The 24,036-nt window shown below is 48.1% G+C and carries 26 protein-coding genes, 3 pseudogenes and 1 riboswitch; of the genes and pseudogenes, 18 read left to right on the top strand and 11 right to left on the bottom strand.

Going from position 1 to position 24,036, the window contains the following annotated elements; translation table 11 throughout:
- The 8 genes and pseudogenes from modA to KHX94_RS08160 all read left to right on the top strand — a co-directional run bounded on the left by modA (window position 1) and on the right by KHX94_RS08160 (window position 6,192).
- Complete coding sequence (modA, locus tag KHX94_RS08195; RefSeq protein WP_244859430.1) at window positions 1-717, top strand: molybdate ABC transporter substrate-binding protein; 717 nt, start codon at window positions 1-3, stop codon at window positions 715-717.
- Window positions 717-1,382 (top strand): molybdate ABC transporter permease subunit, encoded by a 666-nt coding sequence (gene modB, locus KHX94_RS08190; protein ID WP_213683026.1) that lies wholly within the window; start codon window positions 717-719, stop codon window positions 1,380-1,382. The genes modA and modB overlap by 1 nt, the downstream gene beginning before the upstream one ends.
- A pseudogene (locus KHX94_RS08185) lies at window positions 1,379-2,502 on the top strand (ABC transporter ATP-binding protein). The gene modB and the pseudogene KHX94_RS08185 overlap by 4 nt, the downstream one beginning before the upstream one ends.
- Window positions 2,503-2,581: 79 nt before the next feature.
- A complete protein-coding gene (locus KHX94_RS08180; protein WP_213683025.1) occupies window positions 2,582-2,914 on the top strand; it encodes a NirD/YgiW/YdeI family stress tolerance protein in 333 nt (110 codons plus the stop codon).
- A gap of 39 nt (window positions 2,915-2,953) precedes the next feature.
- Window positions 2,954-3,475: a hypothetical protein gene (locus KHX94_RS08175; RefSeq protein ID WP_213683024.1), complete on the top strand. Its 522-nt coding sequence runs from the start codon at window positions 2,954-2,956 to the stop codon at window positions 3,473-3,475.
- Between the two features lie 3 nt (window positions 3,476-3,478).
- Window positions 3,479-4,156 (top strand): response regulator transcription factor, encoded by a 678-nt coding sequence (locus KHX94_RS08170; protein WP_213683023.1) that lies wholly within the window; start codon window positions 3,479-3,481, stop codon window positions 4,154-4,156.
- A 49-nt stretch (window positions 4,157-4,205) separates the two neighbouring features.
- Window positions 4,206-5,471 (top strand): sensor histidine kinase, encoded by a 1,266-nt coding sequence (locus KHX94_RS08165; RefSeq protein ID WP_213683373.1) that lies wholly within the window; start codon window positions 4,206-4,208, stop codon window positions 5,469-5,471.
- A gap of 26 nt (window positions 5,472-5,497) precedes the next feature.
- Window positions 5,498-6,192: pseudogene (locus tag KHX94_RS08160) on the top strand (TIGR01621 family pseudouridine synthase).
- A 226-nt stretch (window positions 6,193-6,418) separates the two neighbouring features.
- Here KHX94_RS08160 and nadS read toward each other — a convergent pair.
- Both nadS and KHX94_RS20370 read right to left on the bottom strand, forming a co-directional pair.
- Window positions 6,419-6,706, bottom strand: coding sequence for a NadS family protein (gene nadS, locus KHX94_RS08155; protein WP_213683022.1), 288 nt, complete (start codon window positions 6,704-6,706; stop codon window positions 6,419-6,421).
- Window positions 6,707-6,877 carry a type II toxin-antitoxin system RelE/ParE family toxin gene (locus KHX94_RS20370; RefSeq protein WP_244859378.1) on the bottom strand — a complete coding sequence of 57 codons (171 nt, stop codon included), beginning with the start codon at window positions 6,875-6,877 and terminating at the stop codon, window positions 6,707-6,709.
- A gap of 429 nt (window positions 6,878-7,306) precedes the next feature.
- Between KHX94_RS20370 and KHX94_RS08145 the strand changes: the two genes are divergently transcribed.
- The 5 genes from KHX94_RS08145 (at window position 7,307) to KHX94_RS08125 (ending at window position 11,214) form a co-directional block, all read left to right on the top strand.
- Entirely contained in the window at window positions 7,307-7,654 is a 348-nt protein-coding gene (locus tag KHX94_RS08145) for a DUF4265 domain-containing protein (RefSeq protein WP_213683021.1), read from the top strand.
- A gap of 1,134 nt (window positions 7,655-8,788) precedes the next feature.
- Complete coding sequence (locus KHX94_RS08140) at window positions 8,789-8,974, top strand: hypothetical protein (RefSeq protein ID WP_213683020.1); 186 nt, start codon at window positions 8,789-8,791, stop codon at window positions 8,972-8,974.
- A gap of 67 nt (window positions 8,975-9,041) precedes the next feature.
- Entirely contained in the window at window positions 9,042-9,947 is a 906-nt protein-coding gene (locus KHX94_RS08135) for a hypothetical protein (protein WP_213683019.1), read from the top strand.
- A 66-nt stretch (window positions 9,948-10,013) separates the two neighbouring features.
- Window positions 10,014-10,286, top strand: coding sequence for a hypothetical protein (locus tag KHX94_RS08130; RefSeq protein ID WP_213683018.1), 273 nt, complete (start codon window positions 10,014-10,016; stop codon window positions 10,284-10,286).
- 334 nt (window positions 10,287-10,620) lie between these two features.
- Entirely contained in the window at window positions 10,621-11,214 is a 594-nt protein-coding gene (locus KHX94_RS08125) for a hypothetical protein (protein ID WP_213683017.1), read from the top strand.
- Between the two features lie 286 nt (window positions 11,215-11,500).
- On the opposite strand, the gene KHX94_RS08120 is transcribed toward KHX94_RS08125, so the two are convergent.
- The 3 genes from KHX94_RS08120 to KHX94_RS08110 all read right to left on the bottom strand — a co-directional run bounded on the left by KHX94_RS08120 (window position 11,501) and on the right by KHX94_RS08110 (window position 13,791).
- Complete coding sequence (locus KHX94_RS08120; RefSeq protein WP_244859377.1) at window positions 11,501-12,004, bottom strand: class I SAM-dependent methyltransferase; 504 nt, start codon at window positions 12,002-12,004, stop codon at window positions 11,501-11,503.
- 168 nt (window positions 12,005-12,172) lie between these two features.
- Window positions 12,173-12,832 (bottom strand): Bax inhibitor-1 family protein, encoded by a 660-nt coding sequence (locus tag KHX94_RS08115; RefSeq protein WP_213683016.1) that lies wholly within the window; start codon window positions 12,830-12,832, stop codon window positions 12,173-12,175.
- 122 nt (window positions 12,833-12,954) lie between these two features.
- A complete protein-coding gene (locus KHX94_RS08110) occupies window positions 12,955-13,791 on the bottom strand; it encodes a DJ-1/PfpI family protein (RefSeq protein WP_213683015.1) in 837 nt (278 codons plus the stop codon).
- Between the two features lie 198 nt (window positions 13,792-13,989).
- On the opposite strand from KHX94_RS08110, the gene KHX94_RS08105 reads away from it, so the two are divergent.
- Together KHX94_RS08105 and KHX94_RS08100 are read left to right on the top strand one after the other, a co-directional pair.
- The gene (locus KHX94_RS08105; RefSeq protein ID WP_213683014.1) at window positions 13,990-14,175 is read left to right on the top strand and encodes a hypothetical protein; all 186 of its coding nucleotides are present in this window, start codon (window positions 13,990-13,992) and stop codon (window positions 14,173-14,175) included.
- Complete coding sequence (locus KHX94_RS08100; RefSeq protein WP_213683013.1) at window positions 14,154-14,972, top strand: GlxA family transcriptional regulator; 819 nt, start codon at window positions 14,154-14,156, stop codon at window positions 14,970-14,972. The genes KHX94_RS08105 and KHX94_RS08100 overlap by 22 nt, the downstream gene beginning before the upstream one ends.
- Window positions 14,973-14,975: 3 nt before the next feature.
- Here KHX94_RS08100 and moeB read toward each other — a convergent pair whose 3' ends face one another.
- The 3 genes from moeB to ribB all read right to left on the bottom strand — a co-directional run bounded on the left by moeB (window position 14,976) and on the right by ribB (window position 17,831).
- Complete coding sequence (gene moeB / locus KHX94_RS08095; protein WP_213683012.1) at window positions 14,976-15,740, bottom strand: molybdopterin-synthase adenylyltransferase MoeB; 765 nt, start codon at window positions 15,738-15,740, stop codon at window positions 14,976-14,978.
- A gap of 13 nt (window positions 15,741-15,753) precedes the next feature.
- Complete coding sequence (gene moeA, locus KHX94_RS08090) at window positions 15,754-16,998, bottom strand: molybdopterin molybdotransferase MoeA (RefSeq protein WP_213683011.1); 1,245 nt, start codon at window positions 16,996-16,998, stop codon at window positions 15,754-15,756.
- A 179-nt stretch (window positions 16,999-17,177) separates the two neighbouring features.
- Window positions 17,178-17,831, bottom strand: coding sequence for a 3,4-dihydroxy-2-butanone-4-phosphate synthase (ribB, locus tag KHX94_RS08085; RefSeq protein ID WP_213683010.1), 654 nt, complete (start codon window positions 17,829-17,831; stop codon window positions 17,178-17,180).
- 114 nt (window positions 17,832-17,945) lie between these two features.
- A riboswitch (FMN riboswitch) is annotated at window positions 17,946-18,127 on the bottom strand.
- Window positions 18,128-18,306: 179 nt separating this feature from the next.
- Between ribB and KHX94_RS08080 the strand changes: the two are divergent.
- Both KHX94_RS08080 and KHX94_RS08075 read left to right on the top strand, forming a co-directional pair.
- Window positions 18,307-20,444 (top strand): annotated as a pseudogene (locus tag KHX94_RS08080) (S9 family peptidase).
- Entirely contained in the window at window positions 20,441-20,713 is a 273-nt protein-coding gene (locus KHX94_RS08075; protein ID WP_213683009.1) for a GIY-YIG nuclease family protein, read from the top strand. The pseudogene KHX94_RS08080 and the gene KHX94_RS08075 overlap by 4 nt, the downstream one beginning before the upstream one ends.
- Before the next feature lie 345 nt (window positions 20,714-21,058).
- Here the strand turns inward: KHX94_RS08075 and KHX94_RS08070 are convergent, their stop codons facing one another.
- Genes KHX94_RS08070 through KHX94_RS08065 form a run of 3 tightly spaced genes read right to left on the bottom strand, consistent with a single transcriptional unit; the run spans window position 21,059 to window position 22,799 of the window.
- Entirely contained in the window at window positions 21,059-22,090 is a 1,032-nt protein-coding gene (locus tag KHX94_RS08070; protein ID WP_244859376.1) for an OprD family outer membrane porin, read from the bottom strand.
- On the bottom strand, window positions 22,087-22,293 hold the full coding sequence (locus KHX94_RS20365) for a hypothetical protein (RefSeq protein WP_244859375.1): 207 nt from the start codon (window positions 22,291-22,293) through the stop codon (window positions 22,087-22,089). Before KHX94_RS20365 ends, KHX94_RS08070 begins: the two co-directional genes overlap by 4 nt.
- The gene (locus KHX94_RS08065) at window positions 22,290-22,799 is read right to left on the bottom strand and encodes a hypothetical protein (RefSeq protein ID WP_213683008.1); all 510 of its coding nucleotides are present in this window, start codon (window positions 22,797-22,799) and stop codon (window positions 22,290-22,292) included. Before KHX94_RS08065 ends, KHX94_RS20365 begins: the two co-directional genes overlap by 4 nt.
- A gap of 306 nt (window positions 22,800-23,105) precedes the next feature.
- Between KHX94_RS08065 and KHX94_RS08060 the strand changes: the two genes are divergently transcribed.
- Window positions 23,106-23,822 (top strand): FadR/GntR family transcriptional regulator, encoded by a 717-nt coding sequence (locus KHX94_RS08060; RefSeq protein ID WP_213683007.1) that lies wholly within the window; start codon window positions 23,106-23,108, stop codon window positions 23,820-23,822.
- Window positions 23,823-24,036 lie beyond the last annotated feature (214 nt).

Here is a 24,036-nt window from a genome sequence, read left to right as displayed (position 1 = left end):
ATGGCCGAAGTCCCCAACATTGCGGCAGCGGCCAATATCAAGTTTGCCATGGCGCAACTGGTCAACAATTATCAGCAGCAAAGCGGTAATCAACTGCGCGTTTCCTATGGATCATCGGGTAATTTTGTGGCGCAGATTAAACATGGGGCGCCGTTCCAACTGTTTTTATCTGCCGATGAAAAATATGTTGAAGCACTGGCATCGGCGGGGCTAACCGCCGACCACGGTGTGGTGTACGCCTACGGCCGTTTAGCCTTGGTGGCTCCCAATAATTCACCTTTGACACTTGATACCGATCTTGACGGCCTGAGCAAGTTACTGCAAAGCGGACAACTACAGCGGTTTGCTATCGCTAATCCAGAACATGCGCCTTATGGCGAACGGGCGCGGCAGTTATTGCAACAAAAAGGGCTGTGGCAAGCGCTACAACCTTCAATTGTTTATGGCGAAAACGTCTCACAGGCAGCGCAGTTTGCGCTCAGCGGTTCCACCCAAGGAGGCATTGTTGCCTTATCATTAGCAATGGCACCGCAGTTTCGCGAACGCGGACGCTTCGTGGCGTTGCCGACTGAGCTGCACAATCCTTTGACCCAGCGTATGGTACTGTTAAAAGGGGCTGGGGATGTGGCTAACGATTTCTACCGTTATCTGCAAAGCGAACCTGCTAGAGCGGTATTCCGTGCCTATGGTTTTGCCCTGCCAGAAGAGGGCCATTGATGGACTGGCAGTCACTGTGGTTGTCGATCAAGTTGGCTGCCATCAGTGTGCTAATACTGATCCCTCTGGCCGTCATTATTGCCAGACCACTGGCGTATGAACGTTTTCGCGGCAAATCCTGGATAGAAGCCTTGATCATGGTGCCATTGGTGTTGCCGCCAACGGTCATAGGTTATTACTTGCTGGTAAGTCTGGGTAGCGACAGCTTTATTGGTCAGTTCTTGCAGCAATATCTCGGTGTTCAACTGGTATTTCACTTCTCTGGTTTGGTGCTGGCATCAGTACTGGTCAATATTCCGTTTGCAGTGCAACCCATTCAGCGGGCATTTGAAGCCATCCCTCAGGAAGTTCGCGATGCGGGCGCCTGCTGTGGTATGGGGCGATTGAAGCAACTGCTGCGGATAGAGCTGCCGTTAGCATGGCCGGGAATTCTCACCGCGGTGGTATTGTGTTTTTCCCATGTATTGGGCGAATTTGGTGTGGTGCTGATGATGGGCGGTTCCATCGCCGGAGAGACTAAAACCATCTCTATTGCGATTTACGATAACGTGCAGGCGTTTGATTTCAGCGCTGCCGGTAACATGTCATTGCTACTGTTGTTGTTCGCTATCTCGACGTTAGCTTTGACCACGGCGCTGTCGCGGCGGATGGAGCGTAATCGATGAATGCCCGTGGCGATTTACAAGTGCGTATCGCGCAGCTCAGAGGCATTCCATTGCAGGCCGAGTTCAGTTGTCGTGCCGGGGAATTACTTGCCGTTGTTGGCCCTTCTGGTGGTGGTAAGACAACATTGCTGCGGATGATTGCCGGACTCAATCAGCCGCAATCCGGTGAAATCCGTTGTGGAGAACAGCTATGGTTTGCTGACGGGATTAACCTGTCGCCACAACAGCGCCATCTAGGCTACGTGCCGCAGCACTATGGTTTGTTCCCTAACCTCAGCGCCCAAGCCAACGTCATGGCCGGCCTCGATCATTTGCCTAAAGCGCAACGGCGACAACGGGCGCAGCAATGGCTGGAACGGGTGAATTTACAAGGGTTGCCCGAACGTTTGCCACATCAGTTGTCTGGCGGACAGAAACAGCGGGTGGCATTGGCGCGAGCGTTGGCGCGGGAGCCTTCGGTGCTGCTGCTGGATGAACCGTTTTCAGCGCTGGATCGTGAAACCCGTGAGCGCTTGTATATCGAGCTGGCACGGTTGAAGCGGCAACTGCAAATCCCGGTCATCATGGTGACCCACGACATCAATGAAGCATTATTGCTGGCAGATAAACTGGTGTTGATCAGCCAAGGGCAGATGTTACAGCAGGGGAGCCGCGGCAGGTGTTGCTCCAGCCGCGCAATGAAGCAGTGGCACGGCAAATGGGCTTGCGTAATATCTTTGATGCCAAGATGTTGCAGTACGATGCGCAGCAGCAACTGCAATGGATGCAGTTTGGCGAACAGAAAATCGCTTGTGATGCCGATCCGCGTTTTAGCAATGGTGACGAGGTGCGCTGGGTGATCCCCAATCAAGGCATCCGGTTCAATGCCATCAGCAGTGGCCGCTTGAGCCGCAGTTACAACAAGCTGTCGGTGACGATTGATTCACTGCTGGTGATGGGGGAATCTGTGCGGTTGGTGGCGAACATTGCCGGCGTTGCTTACCAGTTGCATGCCGAGGTGCCACTGCATTTGGTACAGCAACTGGCGCTCACTGAAGGATTGCAAACGGAAGTTGCTCTGAAATCTGATCTTATCCATCTCCTCGAACACGAAGCATCATCTGTATCATCTGGCAGATGATCAAAACTTAATCTTGTTTCCATGCAGGTTTAAAGCAACCTTCCGTATACTGAATTGCCCAATCTTTCAGGAGGTATGCATGATGACCAAAAGAATTTGCGGGATATTGATGTTGCTGATGATGGCGGCGCCAGCAGTGGCTGACGCGGCGGTAACTTCGGCCCATGCGGCACAAGGCGCGAAGCTAGATACACAGGTCGCTTTACATGGCTATCTGATAAAAGCGCTGGGTGACCAACATTATCTGTTTCGCGATCATAGCGGTGAATTGAAAGTCGAAATTGATAATGCGTTATGGCGTAATGTGGCGATCAAAGCTGATACGCCACTGCTATTAACGGGTAAAGTCGGCAATACACGTTTTGGCCCCGAAGTGGAAATTGAACATCTGCAAGTGGCTGATAACCATTAGATGAACATAAAAAGTGCAGTCTGTTTTGATGGAGGCTACATGAGGCTGATTCTGGCAACTCTGTGGTTGTGGTGTGCTGCGGCGATTGCCGCACCATCGCAATTACTGAGCATATTTGAAGACGGTCAGCATCTGCTTCCGGCGGCCGCCATTGCCAGTGCAGAAGCAAATCACTTGGGTGAGATCATTGAATTTATTGCTGAAATCAACGACGGTAAACTGCAATATCGGCTGACGTTGGTAGATCCTCTACGCCGCACTCAGAGTGAACTGACGCTGGATGGTAGCGACGGCAAGCTGCTTGATAAGCAAACCCATAGCCTGACCAAAGATGCCCCAACGCTAGCTTTGGCGTTGATGTTACAACAACGCCAGCAACGGTTTTCCACACTGATCCAGTTAGCCTTGGTGCACAGTAATGGCTATCTGCAACAGGCCGAGTTAGATCAGGACCTGGGGATCAGCTATCTGGAATTGAAAGTGCTGGATGAACATGGCAGCCACAAACTTGCATATGACATTGAACACCAGCGGCAACTGCCGTTACTGAAATGGGATTAACAGATGAAAATATTACTGGTCGAAGATGACGCCACCACCCAGGAATATATCGTCAAAGGCTTTCTTGAACAGGGCCACAGTATTGAAACCGCCAGCGATGGTCAGCAAGGGTTGGTGCTGGCAACGTCAGGGCGATTTGAACTGCTGATCCTCGATCGCATGTTGCCTGAACTTGATGGCTTGAAACTGCTGGCTGCGTTGCGGGCTACCGGCGATCAAACGCCCGTGCTTATTCTCTCGGCGCTGAGCCATGTGGATGAACGCGTCAAAGGTTTGCGTGCCGGTGGCGATGACTACATGACCAAGCCGTTTGCTTTTTCAGAATTGCTGGTGCGCGCAGAAAAACTGATGCAGCGCGGGCAGTCACAACCGGCAAAAACTGACTTACAAGTCGGGCCGTTAAGAATGGAATTACTGACGCGCAGTGTGACACTGGATGAAGCAGAGCTGCTGCTGCAACCGAAAGAGTTTTTGTTGCTGAAATACTTGATGGAACACGCCAATCAGGTGGTCAGCCGCACGCTGCTATTTGAAGCTGTATGGGATTATCACTTCGACCCGCGCACTAACGTCATCGATGTCCATATCGCCAAACTGCGGCGTAAATTTGAAGATCTCGGGCATGGTGAGCTGATCGAAACCATACGAGGTGCTGGCTATCGTCTCCGCAAAGGCTATTAAGCCCTTCAGAAGCAGCGCCTGGCGCATTACCGTTATTTTCTCGGTGCTGGTGACCTTGATCATCGGCACTTTGCTGCTGGTGTTGTACCGACAGTTAGTGAATGAGCAGCAAACGCAGGTGCGGCAACACCTGTTATCAGAAGCCCAACGGTATCAGCAGTTATCACTGACTGTGGATCGACGGGCCTTTGCCGCACAGATCCGCGCTTCCGATTCACGCACGGCATTAATCGCCTGGCAAGGCGGTGTGGAAATGGTCGGCTCGTTAACGCTGATGCCAGAAAACATGCCGCTGTTGCCCAATACCCGTGAATTTCCAATATTTACCGGTGGCCCGGAAAAACTACATATTCTCACCGGCGGCGTAGTCATGACCCGTTACGGCCCAGTGTTGATTGCCACCCGCACCGACCATCTGGCGGCGTTGATTGATAAGTTTGTCAGCGCGGCATTAACCGCTTTGGCGCTGACCATAGTGCTAGCGCTGGTGGTGGGTTACCTGTTTTCCAAAGGGTTGCTCAGTCGCTTGGTACACTACAACCGTTTGAGTGAACGTATTGAAAAAGGTTATTACAACACGCGCTTGCCTGTCAGTGGTAAGCAGGACGAATTTGATCTGCTGGCGGCGCAATTTAACCGGGTGCTGGATACGCTGGAACACAACCTGCACGCGGTGCGGGGCGTAACCGATAACATTGCCCACGATATGCGCACACCGCTGTCGCACTTACGTATCGGGCTGGAGCAGTTGCCCTATCAGCCACCGGAACGCTTAGCCGAACGTTGCGGCGAACTGACCGATGAGCTGGATCACTGTCTGGCAACCTTCAACGCTATGCTGTCGCTGACGCGTATCGAAGAAGGCCAGCAGACGTTGGAATTACAACCGGTGAGTTTGCATGAACTGTGTGCCGATCTGCGGGAAATGGCAGAAGCTTTAGCAGAGGAACGCCAGCAAACACTGACGCTGGAAACCAACGAGGATTGTGTTGTTTCTGGCGATAAGCATCTGTTATTTCAAGCGCTGTTTAATCTGGTAGACAACGCCATCAAATATGCGGGCGAGGGCGCCAGTATCTGTATTCGCCAGCGCGGTGGCAGTATTGAGATCAGTGACAACGGCCCAGGTATCCCGGAAGCCGCGCGTGAAAAGGTGTTTGAACGTTTGGTGCGGCTCGATCCCAGCCGACATGAGCAAGGCAGTGGTTTGGGCCTGTCTATGGTAAAAGCGATTTTATCGCGCCATCATGCGACAATTAACCTCACCGATAACCAGCCGGGACTGAAAGTTATCCTTAACTTCCCGCGCGCCTGAATAGCCGATGGACAGAAGCACCCTTCATGACCAATCCTGATAACTATCGTTTGCTCGCCAGCGAGGCGGACTTCATTGTGGTGGACAAAGCCCCCGCCGTGCACTTTCATAGCCAGGATGGCACTGCCGGGCTGGTGGCGCAGTTGGAAGCCGACTTAAACATCAAGCTGTATCCGGTGCATCGGCTCGATACCATAACTTCAGGGTTGTTGCTGCTGGCGCGATCTTCTGCGGCGGCGGCTGGTTTTACCGCCATGTTTAGCCAGCATCAGGTGCAGAAATACTATCTGGCACTGGCGGCCGGTAAGCCCAAGAAAAACAGGGCTGGGTGATTGGTGATATGGCTAAATCCCGGCGTGGCATGTATAAACTGCTGCGAACTACGGCTAATCCTGCAATTACACAGTTTTTCAGTCAGTCGGTGGCGGAAGGATTGCGACTGTATCTGCTAAAACCCTTGAGTGGCAAGACCCACCAACTGCGAGTGGCGCTCAATAGCCTCGGCGTGCCAATCCTCGGCGATAGCTTGTACGGTGACGCTCAAGCCATTACTGAACGTGGTTATCTGCACGCCTACGGTTTGGAGTTTCATTGGCAAGGGCAGTTGTTTCGCTATCTGTGCCCACCCCATATTGGCAGCCAATTTCAGACGTCTGCCGTACTGGCACAGCTACAAACTTGGGGCGAGCCTTGGTCGCTTAACTGGCCGCAACAGCGCTAGCATAGAACCAAACCTTGCCCCAGCGAGACAGTAAGTTTATGCAGCAGCATCCTCGGCAGTGCCGAAGGGGAAATGTGTCTGCATTTGCGGAGTATCAATCTGTTGCCCCATTCCGCTTTACAGCGTTGCTCTACAGACTGGCGGAGTGGTGTCTAGTTGGCCTAATTCTAGTAATGATATTAGTGGCGTTAGATCGAAAAAGGCCCAAGATGGGCCTTTGTAAATGTTAGTGGGCAGCAAGAGCCATGTAGATTTTGGGATCATCCTGGATAGTCGCCAGAACTTTTGCTGCTAACCCTGCGGGATTGCGGCGCTTACCCTCCCAGCTCTTGATAGTGTCAACACTAACCCCCATCGTTTTAGCGAACTCGGCCTGAGTCACTTTAAGGAGATCTTCACGAATGCTCTTTACATCAGCAACCTCATAACGGGTTACTCGAGTGGGCTTTTTGCGACCATGTTGAATTTCAACAGCTTCCTCAAGGGAGGCTTGAAGTTCGTTAAAAATGCTCATTTATCCTCTCCTTTGAGTAATTGAACCAATTGTTTTAACTTGGATTTTTTCATCAGTCAAGCTGTCCTTAACTGATTTAGCATAAGCTAACACAAGGTAGATCTTGTCGGCATGAGCAAGAACGTATAGAACCCGTACACTGCCACTCTTGCCGGTGCTGCCAACTGCCATTCTAACCTTTCGTAGACCACTCGTTCCCTTGATAAGATCGCCTTTATCAGGCTGTGCAATGAGTTCAGCCTACAAATCCTTTAGTTCATCATCTGTAGCAAGTTCCTTGATCTGCTTGGTAAAGATCGAAGTTTCAACGAACTCAATAGCATGACTCACTAATCAAAATCCTTATGTAATTATTAGTGTACAATGTACACCATCAAGGTGCAGCAATCAACAATGAATTATTTGGGATTGACGATGCCCCAAGACGTTTTTCGGCCGGGCTTGTCTACATTGACCGACTTGCGTTAGTTGACCAAATTTTAGTAATGCTACAGAGTGTCTTTCATTAAAGTGGCAATAAAGAGTAACCAAGGCTGCACTTACATGGTTGAAAGAGTTAAGGTGAGATTCCCGACGGACGATGGACAGCAAGGAGAAGTTATGTATGCGATTCCTTCCGGTGATAACTACTATATTCTTGATAATTCACCTTTTTATGTCTTTGGAGTCAGCTATTGTGATGAATTCACAGTGAAAGAAACTGATGGTGAATTAGTTTACGATTTCGTTACAGCCCGTGCAGGACATTCTACTTATAGAATTCGGATACCAGCAGGGAAAGAACACCAGTATTTTCTTGAATATTGGGAGCCATTGGCAGAATTGGGCTGTTCATATGAAGGCTCATCGGCTAATAAGAAACGTCTTTATGCCATAGATATGCCGCCTAATGTGGATGTATCAAAAGCATACAACATCATGGAAGATAACGAGCGTCAGGGTATCTAGGAATTTGAGGAAGGCCATTACTGTCGAGCAGATGAAGTTTCTATCTGTTAGGTGGTAATGTGATTGACGTTTATTTTTCCATAGCTTTGCCCCAAGACGTGTTAGTGACGTATCTAGATAATTGACTTAACTCGTGGCCGCTGACCAAATCTTAGTGATGCTACAGAGTAATGGTGCGATTACATCGTTCCATTCTGAGTCAAAGAAATAAGCTATGCCCATGCAAACTACGTTTGCTAAAGTCGTGAGCTACCTGCGGCCAAAGGGCGATGCTCGTCCATAGAACGACATTCTTGTCTAACGACCAGCTCGCCATCCTGGGCTCACGCTCATAAGCTCACTCATCGAAGATGAGTACTTGCCCTTATAACCCCGACGACGCCCCACGTCACTGACAACTCTTCGGCTTTATGCCGAAAATAGCTACACTCAGGATTTGCGGCTTTCTATCCTTGAAAGCCACCCCAGCTCGGCTATCCCTGCCTCGCGCTCACAAACTTGAGACGTTGTCTCGTTCGCCCATGCTCAACCTTCGCGCTTCGGTATCTGCCGGGCAGGATGCCCAAATGCCGTGGAGGACATGGATGTCCGAGAACGGCCTAGCTCAGCTACGCCATTTCTCAGCAACATCCTCAGCAGCGTCGAAGGGGAAATGGCGTTGTCTGTATTTGCGGAGTAATACACTCTTTTGCCCCATACCTTGTTTCGCATAACTTAACCAGCTCTGCTTGGTACTGGATTGTAGGCCTAATTTTTGTAATGCTAGTAAGTGTCTACCATTTCAGTGGCGATTCAGTTTCGGATCTTTGTCGAACTATCAGAACGCCATTGGTCAAAAGTATAAGAGAATCAAGAGTGCGTTTGATTAAGTCAAAGCTCTACTGTCAAGAGTTGGAACTGTTAAAAAACAGACTCTACCACCAAGCTTGAAGATTGCTGCTGAACGAATTGAGAGTCAGGAGAGAAAGATTCGAAGACTAGAGCAAGAGAATCAACAGCTTTTAGAGCAATTTCATGTTTGGTTGTACAATGCAAATGCAGCGGAGATTTCAGTAGAAAAGCTATATAGTCCCTTGCCAAAAAAGTAGTTATTATCGAGTTTCATAAATTCTAAATGAATATAAGGATATAGTAATGAATAATGGTTGTGATTTTATGTATTTGTCTGACAATGTTTCAAATTGTCATTCATTTATATTTAACATAAAACTTGCGGATTACTTAGAAGTAACTGATTTAGCAAGAACATCTGGTGGAAATATAGATGGGCAGAGATTAGTTTTAAAATCTCAAAGTGCTAAAAAATTCGTGAGCAAATGACAAGTGACTTTGAGAATGGAGGGTTTTACCTCCAGTAGTTATAGGTGTTGTTGACCAAGGTTATGAAGTGAATAATATATCCTCTAGTGGAGATATTTATAAATATATTAAAGAAAATAGAGATAGCTTATGCATTATTGATGGAATGCAACGTACTGAAGCTATGATTCGAGCAAGAAATTGTATGGAAAGATATATTAGAGTTGAGTTGTGGCTCGTAAGATCTCTTAATAAATTAATTTATAGAATGTTAGTTCTAAATACTGGGCAAGTCCCTTGGACGATGCAAAGACAGTTAGAAGTTGTAATGGTGCCAGTAATAAAGCGTATTCAAGGAAGTATTGATAACATTGAATTGCCTACGACAAATGATGTACAAAGAAGAACACAACCTGGTAAGTTTCAGGCAAGTAAAATAATCGAGTCATTTTTAGTTTTTGGATCACGTTCAGAGAAAGTTAATACAAGAGATGCTATTGCAGAAGAATATGTAAAATTAGATTTTATTGAGTCTTCTTCAAAACAAGAAATTTTAGATGTATATATTGAGTTCCTTAAGCGTATTGTTAATCTAGACTTCCAATTCGGTAGAATTGATTCAAAAAATGAGAATTATAGGAAGTTTAAAAAAGGGTGCGATATTTTAGGAAGTCAACCAGCATTAATTGGTATAACTACTGCCTTTGCTATAAAAATACTTGGGCGACCAAAGCTAGATTATGAACCTGAAAAACAGCGTAAAAATATGGATGTTATTATAGGAGGATTTGATGGTTTTATTGATAAATTGAAAAGTATGAATGTTAATGAATTGAGTGATTTTGTTAATTTACAAGCGCTTAATGCAATGAGTCCATCTTCTGCCTCAACTAAGATTGGTGACCAAGAGCGAACTTTCTTTAAAGGAGCTTTTAACGTTTTAATAGAAGAGAATTTTGATATTCCTAATATGGATGTATGTTGGGGGCATTAGGATGTGTGAGCATATTCAAGCATGCAGTCTTATTGCTAGCGTGCTAAACACTGAACATTTTAAAAAATGCAAAAAGATAGTGATAATGATAGGAGCATGATAAAAAGAAATAAAATATTATTTGATAGATTAAAATATTTTTCTTCTGAAAATGGGTATGGTCAGTATTCTGATGGGTATCACGAAAAAATCTGTATTATAACTGATGAAGAATCAAAGCGATGGCTAAAAACAGCCTCATCTGAATCTGATTTAGATGCGATCAATAGTTTTGAAGTTTATAGCGTTGGAAATTTTTTAGTATTTCATACTTCTATTTTTGTGGTGATAAGTATTTAATTGTTTCAGGACTGAATTCATTAAATTTGGATAGAGATGGTTTTGAATTTATTGAAATAAATTCAGGTATTTTTACACTGTTCTCATCTATTGATTTTATCAGGCTCAATGATGTTAAAAATGACATTGGAAAAATTTATGACTTATTCCTTTATTTCAAAGAAGAGGAAAAAATGATGTCAGATATCTTGATTTTGATGACGTTAAAGATTTTTTCAAGCCTACTTTTGTTTTTAAGATATATGAAGATTCTGGTTATGATGATCTTGATTTAATGCGTATGTCTTCATATATATCGGCCTCTCAGAGTTTTGATTATTATTCAGATAATTTTTTGTTATTTGACTCTATAATTGATTTAATTAAGATGGGTGATAAATCTCTTAATTTTTCATTTATATCTAAAGCGATTTTGATTAAGGATGAGCCTTACTTGCTTTTCATGGAGTTGTATCGCATGTTAGAGAGAGTTTATGCATTACCTACAGTTAAAACTCTCAAAAATGAGCTTTCTATAGAAATGGGCAACTCATGGGAAATTTTAAAGCTTATAGAGAAAAATACAGGTTGGAGAAAAAAGGAAAGTGAAGGGTTATATTCGATATTATCATTATTAGATGAACAGATTTTAATTGATATTTTTGACCTATTAAGCCATTGTCATGGGAGTTATTTTAAGAAAGATGCTGTTGATAATAGACGAAAATTATTAAATAATCAAAGTGATCAATCAAATAATGAACAACTTCATTCAGACTGGCTAAATTGTTTAATGGAAGCTTTAAGAGACTATATATATACAACTCGCAACTCTTATGTACATTACCGAGAAGTGTTGGAACCCCATTTAGAGCGAGAACAAGTGCTCTCATTGTGTAAAGCTTTGTTGTTAATTATTAATCCTATTTACATAAAAGTATCTGGATGAGTTTATGATTCCTCTAAGGAAAATGCTATGAAGTCCTAACTGTAGTGGATGAGTGATTTCGGCCAATCAATAAGAGGATTTGCAATACTTCAGATTGTCTGAAAAATGCTAATATAGTGAAAGCTGTAGCTTATTTGTGTCCCAAAAGTGAGCTAGTAGGCGTGCGATCAAGCCACACGATATAAATAATCAAACGGGCAGAGCCTGTATGAGTTATTACACCTTAACTTATGGTGGCGCTGAGTAATATTAAGTACCAAGAAATTCACGCCGGAGAATGGGCCGTTTACGTTTTTTCCACAATAAGATAGGTATGCAGTTCTGGATGCTGGTCATATTCCAGATGTTTTATTTGGCAGCCAAGTTGTAGCAGCAATGATAAAAAGCCTTGGGTTCCCAAGGTGGAATAGTAAACTTCTGGCCCCATAACGTTGTTGCTGTGTTCACCCTCCAAAGCCGTGCCGCCAAAAGAAAAGATGAAGATGCCACCGGGGTTTAAGCCCGCAATAATTTTTGTAATCACTTGGCGTTGCTGCGTTAGTGGAATATGCCAAATGCTGTCCCAGGCAGTGATGAAATCGTAGGTTTTAGGTAGGGTAAACTGGCAGATGTCTGCATGATAAAACGGATATTGTGGGTGGCGCAGTTTAGCCAAACGGATCATTTCTGAAGACACATCCAAGCCTTCTGGCTGGAAACCGTTGGCCGCTAAAAGATCGATAAAACGGCCATTACAGCCACAACCTATGTCTAGGGCGCTGCCGGATGTTTTTGCAAAACTTGAGTGCACGCTGGTGTTGCTTAATGCCGTTAAGATGATTGAAACTGTCACTGTTCCAGATCGCAGTAATCTGGTCATAGGCTTTGCCGATATCGTTTGGCTGCATCTTAAATATCACTCCACTGAGCGCTGTGCACAGTGATCACTTCAACGACCGCTAGAACCTGCTGGTGAGGTTTAACGGCGGTTGCCAAGGATGCGCAAAATCCGCAAAAACAGGTTGATGATATCCATGTACAGCGCGGCGGCACTATCAATGGCATTATCTACCGTTTTGGGGATGGCGTTGGCTCGTCCCCAGTCATAACCGATATAACCACAGAAAATCAGCACAACAATCCAGTCGAGAATACCGTGGTGAGTCTTGAAGAAAAACAGCTCGATCAATTCCACCACAATGACCAGCAACAGGGCAATTGTGAGCGCGCCGCTTATCCGGGCAAAGAACGCCGGGAAGAGTGTGCCCAGTACCATCATCGCCAATGTGACTAACGTGGTGATGCGCAGTGCTTCCAGCACAATGTCTGGCTGATACTGACTGACCACCAGATTGATAATTAAGCCAAAGGGTACGACGACCAAGTTATAACCAATAAAGCTGACCAGCGGATTATCTGACTTCTGAAACAGATAGATACCCGCAAAGCAGCTGACAAAATAGCCACCAAAAAACAACCAAGGGTTAATACTGGCGATGCTTTGTGGGTCGATGTTGCTGACCATCAGATAGTTGATAGCAAAACCCCACAATAAGGTGATGCCAATAATCAGATTATACAGGCCATTACCAATCACCTTGTCATCCGTACTCGTACGGTCAAAAACGCTGTGTTCCATCGCAAGTTTCATCCTGAAATTGTTTATAACTATCCGCTCAAGATATAGAAAGAATCTGCGTGAAACCAGTCGCATCTGTTGAATTTGCCCGGCCGCGCAGGTTTCAGCCGCCGGGCGCAGACTCAGCTTAACTGTACCCCTAAGCGTTTAGCTGTCTGTTGCAGTAATTGCACGCTGTCAGGTTCGATTTGCGCCAACCGTTGCAGGTAACCATCGCGAGTTGCTTCAACCAAGGCCGCGGGAGCCACTTGGGGCGAGCCGGTGCGATAGGGTGGCTGTGGATCATATTCCAACACCAGTTCGGTTGCCTGTGCCAGCTGCTCATTGGTTAACAGTGTCAACAGTTGTAACGCAAAGTCGATACCGGAAGTCACTCCCGCACCGGTTACCCGATTACGGTCGTGCACCACTCGCTGCACGACAGGCTGCGCGCCGAAATAACGTAAATTATCTCTGAGCGCCCAATGGGTGGTCGCTTGATAACCTTTGAGTAATCCGGCCGCACCGAGAATAAAGGCGCCACTGCAAACACTGGTCACCCACTTGGCGTTGGCACCCACCTGCGCCACCCAGTCGAGCATATCCTGCTGACGCAGCTGCCGATAGGGATTGCTGGTTCCCGGCACAAACAGGATGTCGGTGTGCTGCAACTCAGCAAATGTGGCCGTTGGCAAAAAACCTAGCTGCCGATTGGCACGGTTTTCAGCATATACCGGATTTTTATCGCGCCAGACAAAGTCCACGTTGAAGTGACTGTTGGCAAGTACCTCCACTGGCCCTATCAGATCCTGTGCGGTCATGCCGTCATAGATAACAAATGCAATATGTGGTTTGCTGGGATCCGCTGCTAATTGCTGGTGTGCCGTTGCTGGGGCGGCACTCACGTTACCCGTAAATGCTGCGGTGCCCAGCGCGGCAATGCTGCCAAGGCAGGAAAGGGTAAAATCTCTACGATCCATAACTCCTCCGTTACGATGAAAACAGTGTCACGATAGAGTTGCCGCCACCTTGCCGAAAGAGGTCACCTTGCCAGAAATCGCCAGGATCTGGTCAAGGTTGGTAGAGTGTGAGCTGCGGGCCATTTAGCCGTTCTGCGCTTGGTGCCATGCGGTGGCATAGGATAAATTGGCATTATGTCGTTTATCTGGAGTTTGCCAATGTCTACCGCTGTTTGCCGACAATCGGGCCGCCATCGTTTGGCCATTCTGGCCGTGGATGATGTGGTGCTGTTTGATTTGGCGATTCCACAACAGATGTTTCCCATGGCTAAAGACCGTGATGGTGCCCCTTGTATGAGGTATTTTTCTGCGGCCCCGCGCCAATGGCCCACAGTGGGGCGGTAACCATTAACGAGGTAGCGCCGCTGTCCGAGCTGTTTAGCGCCGACACCATCATTATTCCCGGGAACATGCAGATGCTGGAATTCCATCAACCACAGGTTATTGAAGCATTACAACACGCGGTCGCGCAGGGCATTCGCGTGGCATCCATTTGTACCGGTGCGGCCATTTTGGCGGCCACCGGGTTGTTGGGCGGCTTGCGAGCAACGACCCACTGGATGCTGGTGGAGAAGCTGGCTCAGCGTTATCCGGCCATTGATGTCGCAACCAATGTGTTGTTTGTCGATAACGGCCAGTTATTAACATCGGCCGGACTCGCCGCCGGGCAGGACTTATGCCTGTATATGATTAGCCGTGATTTTGGGGTGCAAGTTGCTGAAAAAGTGGCAGATATGCTGGTTATGCCACTAGCGCGGCAAGGTTCACAGGCGCAACAAATCTATCGTCATAATGAGCATGCAGCATCACCATTGAAAGATTTGCAGTTGTGGATGCTAGAGCAGCTACATCAACCGTTGACGTTAACCTTGTTGGCACAACGCGCCTGTATCAGTCCGCGCAGCCTGAGTCGGCGCTTTCATCAACAAACCGGGATGTCGCCTATGGCGTGGCTTTATGGGGCGCGGGTAAGACGGGCGCAATCATTACTGGAGTCCAGCCGCATGTCGGTGGAACAGATTGCCGCCGCTTGTGGTTTTGGCAGTACCTCCGCCTTAAGAGAAGCCTTTCAGCGGGAAGTTGGCAGCAGCCCCAGCGCCTGGCGCAAGGCTTACAGCGCACTGGGGATTACTGAACGTTAGCGCTTAGCTGGCACGACACACCGGACAATGGGGCTGTTGCGGCAAGGTCATTTGACGAAACTCCATAGTCAGGGCATCTACCATCAATAAGCGGCCATAAAGTGGTTTACCAAGCCCAGTGAGCACCTTTATCGCTTCGGTGGCTTGCAGGCAGCCGAGCAACCCAACCACGGGGGCCAGAATGCCAGACTCCACACAACTCAACTGCTGTTCGCCAAAGAGGCTGGAAAAACAGTGATAACACGGCATATCGCGTTGATAGCCAAAGACGGTGACCATGCCTTCCATGCGGATTGCGGCGGCCGATACCAGCGGTATTTTGTGATGAAAACAGGCCTTGTTCAGTTGCTCGCGCACCGCCACATTATCGGTACAGTCCAAGACGATAGTGTGCTCAGCCACCAGCGCGTCTATCTCAGCATCGTCCAGCACTTGATTGAGGATACGGATAGCCACATGCGGGTTGAGTTCGCGTAACTTTTCTTGTGCCGATACCACCTTGGGTTGACCCACATTGCGCTCTAGGTGCAGAACCTGACGTTGCAGATTGGAAAGCTCCACCGTGTCGAAATCTACCAGCGTTAACTGGCCGATGCCGGCAACGGTTAAATATTGCGCCGCGGTGCAGCCCAAACCACCCGCACCGATCATCAGCACCTTTGCTAGTTTTAACTGCTCTTGCCCCTCGATATCCATGCCTTTGATAGAGATCTGGCGGCTGTAACGCAGCATTTCACTGTCGCTGAGAATATCGTCAATCTGCTCCATTCGCGGCGCTCCGTTAGCACAACACGCTGTTAAAAGGTTCTACGGTGACCAACTCGCCCGCCGCAGTGTTACCTTGCTGTTGTTCCAGCACAATAAAGCAGTTGGCTAAGTGCATGGAGCTGAGCTGCGAAGAGTCTTGTGATCCTGTGGTGCTGACCTGCAAGGTGCCATCAATATTGTGATTTAGGATGCCGCGCTGATACTCAACCCGCCCCGGTTTTTTGCGAATGGCACTGGTTAGCACCGCCTTGATCTGCAACGGTGTCACAGCGTTATGCCCTTGCAGTTTGCGCAGTAGTGGCAACACTAACTTATAGAAAGTGACCATAGACGACACCGGATTTCCCGGTAAACCACAGAATATCGCTTCGCCAATTTTACCCATGGCAAACGGTTTGCCAGGCTTCATGGCCAGTTTCCAGAAGGTGATTTTGCCTTCTTCATCCAGCACCTGTTTGGTGAAATCTGCTTCGCCCACTGAAACCCCGCCAGAGGTGAGTACCATATCGGCGCGGGCGGCGGCTTCGCGGAAGGCTTGGCGGATAGCTTCAGGATCATCTTTGATCACGCCAAGATCAATCCATTCCACCCCGGCTTTGATCAATAAGCCTTTGATAGAATAGCGGTTTGAATCATAAATCTGTCCTGGTGCCAGTTCGCTACCGACCGGGCGCAGTTCATCGCCAGTCGAGAAAAATGCGACTCGGGCACGGCGGAATACCCGCAGGTGACTAATGCCGATGGTGGCAATAATGCCCATCTCGGCGGCGCGAATTTCGGTACCACTGGTGAGCACTTTGGCTCCTACCATCATTTCCCCGCCCCGCAAGCGCACATTTTCCCACTGTTCGCTACAGGGTTCCAACGTCACCTGATCGCCATTGACTTCGGCATATTCCTGCATCTGTACTGTGTCGTAGCCATTAGGCACAGTGGCTCCGGTCATGATCCGGATACAGCTGCCCGCTTGGTATTCCCCGGTGTAGGGGTGGCCTGCAAAAGATTTACCGATAACAGTCAATTTGCCTTTGGCGAGCAGATCCGCAAAGCGGTAGGCATAGCCATCCATGCCGGAGTTGTTGAATGGCGGCAGTTCAATACTGCTACATAAATCTTCCGCCAGAATCCGCCCTAACGCTTCGGTGAGCGGCACGGTTTCTGTTTCATAGAGAGGTATAACCTGTTGCAACAGCATAGGTACCGCGTCATCGGGATGCAGTAATTGCGGACGGGCACATGGGTCCTGAGACATGGACATAAAGCAACCTTAATTCTGACCGTGAATTGGATGTGGCAGTTATTATGCCACGCTTAGACTGGCTGGCTACGTTCCCGCCGGAATTTGATGAGAATTGTACCAATAATTTCAACAATAACAGTGAACTGTGTCGCCAACAAAAAAGCAGCCGCAGCTGCTTTTTTCGCTAAAACGCTGGCTTAGCCTACCTCGGCCATCAAGGCGTGCCGATAGGCGGCAATATCTTCAATGGTCAGTACCGGCATTTGATGTTGGGCACCAAACTCGATGATTTCCGGTAACCGGGCCATGGTGCCGTCGGGATTGGTCACTTCGCATAACACACCAGCATGCTTTAATCCGGCGAGTTTCATCAGATCTACTGTGGCTTCGGTATGGCCGCGGCGGGTGAACACTCCGCCTGGCTGGGCGCGCAGAGGATAAACATGGCCTGGACGCACCAGATGCTCTGGTTTGGCATCATCAGCAATCGCCGCTTTGATAGTGGTCACCCGATCGGCGGCAGAAACCCCGGTGGTAACGCCATCGCGTGCTTCAATGCTGACAGTAAAAGGTGTGCCGAACTGGCTGGTGTTGGTGGTCACCATTGGCGGCAAATCCAGTGCTTTGACCCGTTCATCGGTCAGACACAGACAGACAATGCCGCTGCCTTCACGGATTAATAACGCCATCTGTTGGCTGGTTAAGGTTTCAGCGGCAAAAATCATGTCGCCTTCGTTTTCGCGGTCTTCGTCATCGACAACCAGAACGCCCCGACCTTCGCGCAGAGTCTGCAAGGCAATTTCAACCCGTTCACTGGGAGTCCCAAAAGGTGCTAATAATGACTGATTCATGGTAAAAGTCCTTAAATCACAACGTGAATTTTCCAGAATCAGGGCAAGAAAGGAATAGCAAAACCACTGCCATCGCAGCGATTTAAGCCTGAAAGACAGACTGTATAACAGTTGTCATATCCTCTTTCATCCGGACTGAGCCAACCTATGTTGGCAACACCGTCGGCTCTGGAATAGTCACCTGAGGTGAGGACACCAGATCTGCTGACCCTGACATAACATCAGGCGCTCGCGGGCTTTCGCTGTTCAAGCGATTTACCACCGGTGGGGAATTACACCCCGCCCTGAGAATACTGCCTGAGCATGCTCAAGCGGGAGTTAGCATGCACCCGTGACGGGCAAATAACAAGGCCGTGGTTCACATTTCTGATCAGGCACTTGCGGTAATAAAACTTGCCGTTCACTATAGGACTTTCGGCCAGCAGTTTCGGCCATGAGCGCAGCATAAGATATGCGGGAATACAGGGATAGACTCATGAACAGACTGTTGGCATCTCTCGGACTGGCTGGCGCAGCACTGCTGCTGTGCGGATGCGAAAGTATGAAACAACAAACACAAGTCACCGCCCCAGTGGCGATGAAAATTCCTCATGCAATGACATTGCATGGCGTTACCCGGACGGATAACTACTATTGGCTGCGCGATGACAGCCATAGTGATCCACAAATGCTGGACTATTTGCGGCAGGAAAATGCTTACACTGCCGCCAAATTACAGCCGTTTAAGCCATTGCAACAGCAACTGTTTAAAGAGTTAACCGCGCGGGTTGCCGCGGAGGATAGCTCGGTACCGTATCGTTGGCATAAGCATTGGTATTACAGCCGTTATCAACAAGGGCAGGAATACCCGCTATTGGCGCGCCGCAGCGAACTTAACGGCCCAGAACAACTGCTGCTGGATACCAACCAACGGGCGGCCGGGCACGAATTTTACAGCCTCGGCGGCAGCAGTATCAGTCCTGATGAGTCGTTGCTGGCCTTTGCGGAAGATACGCTCAGCCGCCGCATCTATACCGTCTACTTTAAGGATCTGCACAGTGGGCAGTTATTAGCAGATAAGCTCACCGATGTTGATGGTGACGTGGTGTGGAGCAATGACGGACGTTACGTGTTCTATATTGCGAAAGATCCACAAACCCTGCTGGGCGATAGGGTTTTTCGGCATAAATTAGGGACGGCGCAAGCGGCAGATGTACTGGTGTATCACGAACAGGATGATGCCTATTATCTCGACTTAGGGAAAAGCCTGGATGAAACCCGGATTGTGCTGACCCATGAAAGCACCACCACCAGTGAAGTGTCATGGCTCGATGCCAATGCTCCACTGGGTGAGTTTTTAGCGGTTACGCCACGAGAAGAAGGGGTTGAGTACAGCGTTGCCAAGCGCGGTAACGAGTTATACATACTGACCAACTGGCAGGCGCAGAATTTCCGCTTGATGCAAGTCAACATCAGCAAAGCGAGTCACAAAGCTAACTGGCAATCGGTGATCCCCCACAGCCCCGATGTATTGTTGGAAGATTTCCTGCTGCTAGATGATTTTCTGGTGTTGCAAACCCGCGAGCAGGGGCTGAGCCATATCCGTATTTATCCAGATGCCGATACGACTCGAGGCTATGAATTGCAGTTTGACGATGCCGCATATGTGGTGGGGCTAGATGTTAACCCTAGTCAGCACAGCCGCGACTTGCGAGTGTATTATTCCAGCCCATCAACACCAGAAACCATCTATGACTATCAGCTAGATTTCCCCGGCCGCCGCACTCTGTTGAAACAGGAAAAGGTCTTAGGGGGCTTTGATGCCGCGAATTACCGCACTGAACGGTTGCGGATCAGCGCCCGCGATGGCACCCCGGTGCCAGTTACGCTGGTATATCGCAAAGACAAATTCAAACGCGATGGCACTAATCCACTGTATGTTTACGGCTACGGTGCTTATGGCATTGTTATCGAACCGGCCTTTCATGACGACATCATCAGTCTGCTCGATCGCGGCGTGGTCTATGCCATCGCTCATGTGCGTGGCAGCGAAATGCTCGGTCGACACTGGTACGAAGACGGCAAGATGCTGCATAAGCAGAATAGTTTTAACGATTTTGTGGATGTGACCCGCGGCTTGCTGCAAGAAAAGTATGGCGCGGCCGGTAAAGTGCTGGCGGCAGGGCGCAGTGCAGGGGGCTGCTGATGGGCGCGGTGGTCAATCAGGCACCGGAGTTGTATCTGGCGGTGGCCGCCCATGTGCCATTTGTGGATATTGTGACCACCATGCTGGATGAGTCAATTCCGCTGACCACCAACGAATATGACGAGTGGGGCAATCCCAACGACAAGCCCTATTTCGATTATATGCTGAGTTATTCGCCTTACGACAACGTAAAACATCAGGATTACCCAAACCTATTGGTGACCAGCGGTCTGTATGATTCACAGGTGCAGTATTTTGAACCCGCCAAATGGGTAGCCAAACTTCGTGACTATAAAACCGATGAGCATCTGTTACTGCTAAATGTGGACATGAGTGCGGGGCACGGTGGCAAGAGTGGCCGCTATAGCAGTTATGAAGATACCGCGTTGGAATATGCTTTCTTCCTCGGTTTGCTGGGATATAAATGAGTCTTTGGTCACTGTACATGATCCGCTGCCGGGACGGTGAGCTGTATACCGGCGTCACCACCGATGTCAGCCGCCGTTTTGCTGAGCATCAAGGTGGTGGGCCAAAGGCGGCCAAGTATTTACGGGGCAAGGCGCCGCTGCAACTGGTCTATCAGGAGCTGGTGGGCAGCCGTAGCGAGGCTCTCAAGCGTGAGATCCAGGTGAAGAAGCTCACTCGCCAGCAGAAGTTAGCCTTGTTACACGCAGACGACTTGTTAGCTGTGGGGTAATGATGTCGAAAAAGGCGCGGGAGCCACTGACTGTTGGGCAGCCACTGCAATGGATCCCGCGGTCGGGAAGCTGTCCCTGAATTGCCACAACGTGGCTTTCGGAGAACAACAATCCATAGCAGTAATTAGGCCAGGTTGTATCTCACTGATATTGAATGAAATATTATGCTATTGTCGGGGGCGTTCTGGCAGATATTACTGATAAGTGGCGAATTTCATCCATCATTAGTGAAAAAACAGCCTGAGCATAAACCCAGGCTGATAAATAGAGTCCGTTCTAATAGTACGCAACGTAAATCGTATAAGTACCACCAGGGAGCGGAGGTGGTACTTATATAACGACGCTTAATGACCCAGTTTGAACTTGTAGTACAGATATAAGCGCAGATCGTTGAGGTCTTCACCATTGTCGAAATCAACGATGGCGTATCTGACGCGGGTACTCAGCCCTTTAACAACTTTATCCAGTGAATAAGTCACCGAGAAATCGGTTTCAGTGAAGTCGCTGGCTTGACCATCTGGCACATCATAATCGGCATAGAACACATAGGCTTTGAGCCCTTCAACACCGGCCTGAGTAAAATCATAAGCCAATCTGGCGGCATAAACTTTCTCATTGGCGCGAGTACATTGATATACCTGTTGGATCACCACTTTCTCGTCGCCCCAAGGCGCTAGCAGTGCATCATCGCCAGTTTTGGCATACATCAATGTGGCATCAAAGCCTGCCATTTTTGCTCCCAAGTGGAAGCCATATTGGTAGGTATCCAATGAGCCTGCGGTTTGATCACCAGTTGACTGTTGATCTAAGTAGGACGGCGTGAAATACAACTCGCTGTTCCCGGCTTTGACAGACATATTGACCTTGGCATAAGTCTGGTCAAATACGTCTTTCATGCGGTAGTGCCACAGATCAGCCTTCATCTTCATTGACTGCAGTGGTACATTGTAGCTTGCTCCAACAGCAATAACGGGTTCATCTGCAACATCAGCATTGACGCCTGCACGGCGCAGTTCATTCTGCACCGCTTCTTTTACCGAAATGAAACTGGAGTCTGACCACCCCATGGAATCGGTAATGTAGTACGCTTGCAGTGTGAGATTGTTGAAACTGTTGTTGATGGCTGAGAAACCGCGGAATGTGCGTGGAATGGCGCGAATGTCATGCGGGTTCATCATGGGAGTACGCAGTTCCTGGGCACCATACCGGAACTGTGTATTCCACCAGTTACCCTCAACGTAGTACTCCTGCATACGGTTGACACTTTCATGACCACCGTCACTGTCTCTGGCCAGCAAGCCATAAACGTCATCAGAGTCCCCATTAAAGATATGATTGGCAGAGGCAAATGTAGTGCCTAATGTAATGCCATTCACGGCCGCAGTGCGGTAATTAAACAATCCCCCAATGAAGTATCATGTTTAGTATTGGTGGTGCCATCATAGTCCCGGGTAAAGTCAAACATACGGAGTTGTGCGTTTAACGTGCCCTGAGAAAACATCTCATCAATGGTTGTGTCGGCCATTGCGGGAGCAGCGATAGCAGCCAGAATCAGTGCGGAAAGATAGGTCTTTTTCATAGTTTTTTCCCATAAATACCAGTCAGGTTGCCCATAACTGTCGGCGGATCTAATTTCTTCACGTATTCAGCTTCAGCGGTTTCATCTGCGACATGGCCGCCATTGGTGGTAAAACCAAACAAGAGGTCAGCACCATTAATCAGAAAGTCATTGTTCATGTACGTTTTATTGTTCGCACCTGGGGCAATGAACTGGCTAGATGTAGGTGTAAAGGTTGCGTTTGAAATCGCGAGATGTTGTCGACTCCTTTCCGTGTCAGCTAAACGCCTCAGGCGAACCGAGGAAGTGTTAGCGATACGGAGAGAAGAGATAGATACTGCGCGTTGATAGCGGGAGGCTTTATCTTTGAGATGTTGGCAAATACCTGCCAACTTACCGTTGTTAACAACGGCCGATTCATTGATATGGGTGCCCGGTATCATCACCAGTTCTTTGATGGCATTAGCGTTGATTAAATCACGGGCGCCATAGTGCATATTTGAGGAAAAACAGCATGATTTCTTCATTGCGGCTTAGGTAACTTATCGCTGCCAATAAACATATATTAAACGTATGACATATGACTATTTAGGTAAATCTATAAAGGTGAGTTATGAAAATGGGCTCACAAATTTTAAAATTGTGAAAAATAGATCACTTTCGTTAATTAGTTAATTAGTTAATTAGGAAATGTTTCATTTTATTGGTATGAATTAGCAGGTTAAAAACTAATTTATAGCCTTAATAAAATCATGGGATTATCTCCGCCAGGGTACTCAGCAAGGGCAGTGCCGTGTTATAATTTCCGCGTCGTTCAACGGGAGAATGCTTAATTGGAAAATTTCAAACCAATCAAACAGATAAAGGTATCTGATGAGGTTGCGCAACAGTTACGGACAGCCATCTTCGACGGTACTTACTCTGCTGGGGACAAGCTGCCTTCAGAACGGGAGTTGATCGATTCTTTCCAAGTCAGCCGTACCGTTGTGCGCGAAGCGATAAAAGGGTTGGAAGCCAGTGGGCTGGTACAGATCAAACAAGGGGCAACCGGCGGGGCTTTTGTCAGAGCGTTGACATTTGAACGCCTCAGCGGCGTGTGCCGAGATCTGTTTTTTGTCGGGCGCTTATCATTTGAAGAGATTTGTGAAGCGAGGTTAATCGTTGAACCACAAATTGCCAGATTAGCCGCGTTTAATTGTGACGAGAAACATGCCAAAGCACTGCTAGATGCCCATCTGCACGAAGATGATACGCTGGAATACCCAGAAACAGTGGAATTAAGGCAAAAAGTACATTGTTTGCTGGCTGATATGAGCGGTAATCGGTTTTTGGCCGCGATTGCTAAATCCATGTTGCAGTTGGTGGGTGAAATCAACGAGGAACTGGACACTGACACCGATATTATCCATCCCGTTGGTTTACATAAAAGCATAGTGGATGCGGTGATTGCCAAGGATCAGGATAAAGCGGAACAGGCTATGCGCAATCATCTGACCGACTTCCTGGGACGCTTACAAAAAATCGAACAAGAGTTCCGAAAAAATAAATAAACTTTAGCCTTCTGCTAAGCCTCGTTGCTAAATAATTTGCGCTGCAATAACCGCTTAGCCGTGTTATTAAAAGCGCATCCTCTATTTATGCATTATGCGTGATTATTAAAGCATCATCGCGTTAATTCAGCCGGCCGTTTGCGTCTGTCAGCAATATTCCTGCTGGGGCACTCAAGCCTAATATTTAGGCGTATTTGATACGATGCTCGTTATT

The sequence above is a fragment of the Shewanella dokdonensis genome, assembly GCF_018394335.1.
Taxonomy (GTDB): Bacteria; Pseudomonadota; Gammaproteobacteria; order Enterobacterales; family Shewanellaceae; genus Shewanella; species Shewanella dokdonensis.
The sequence above is the reverse complement of the archived record's forward strand: the minus strand, read 5'-3'. Positions and strand labels throughout refer to the sequence as shown.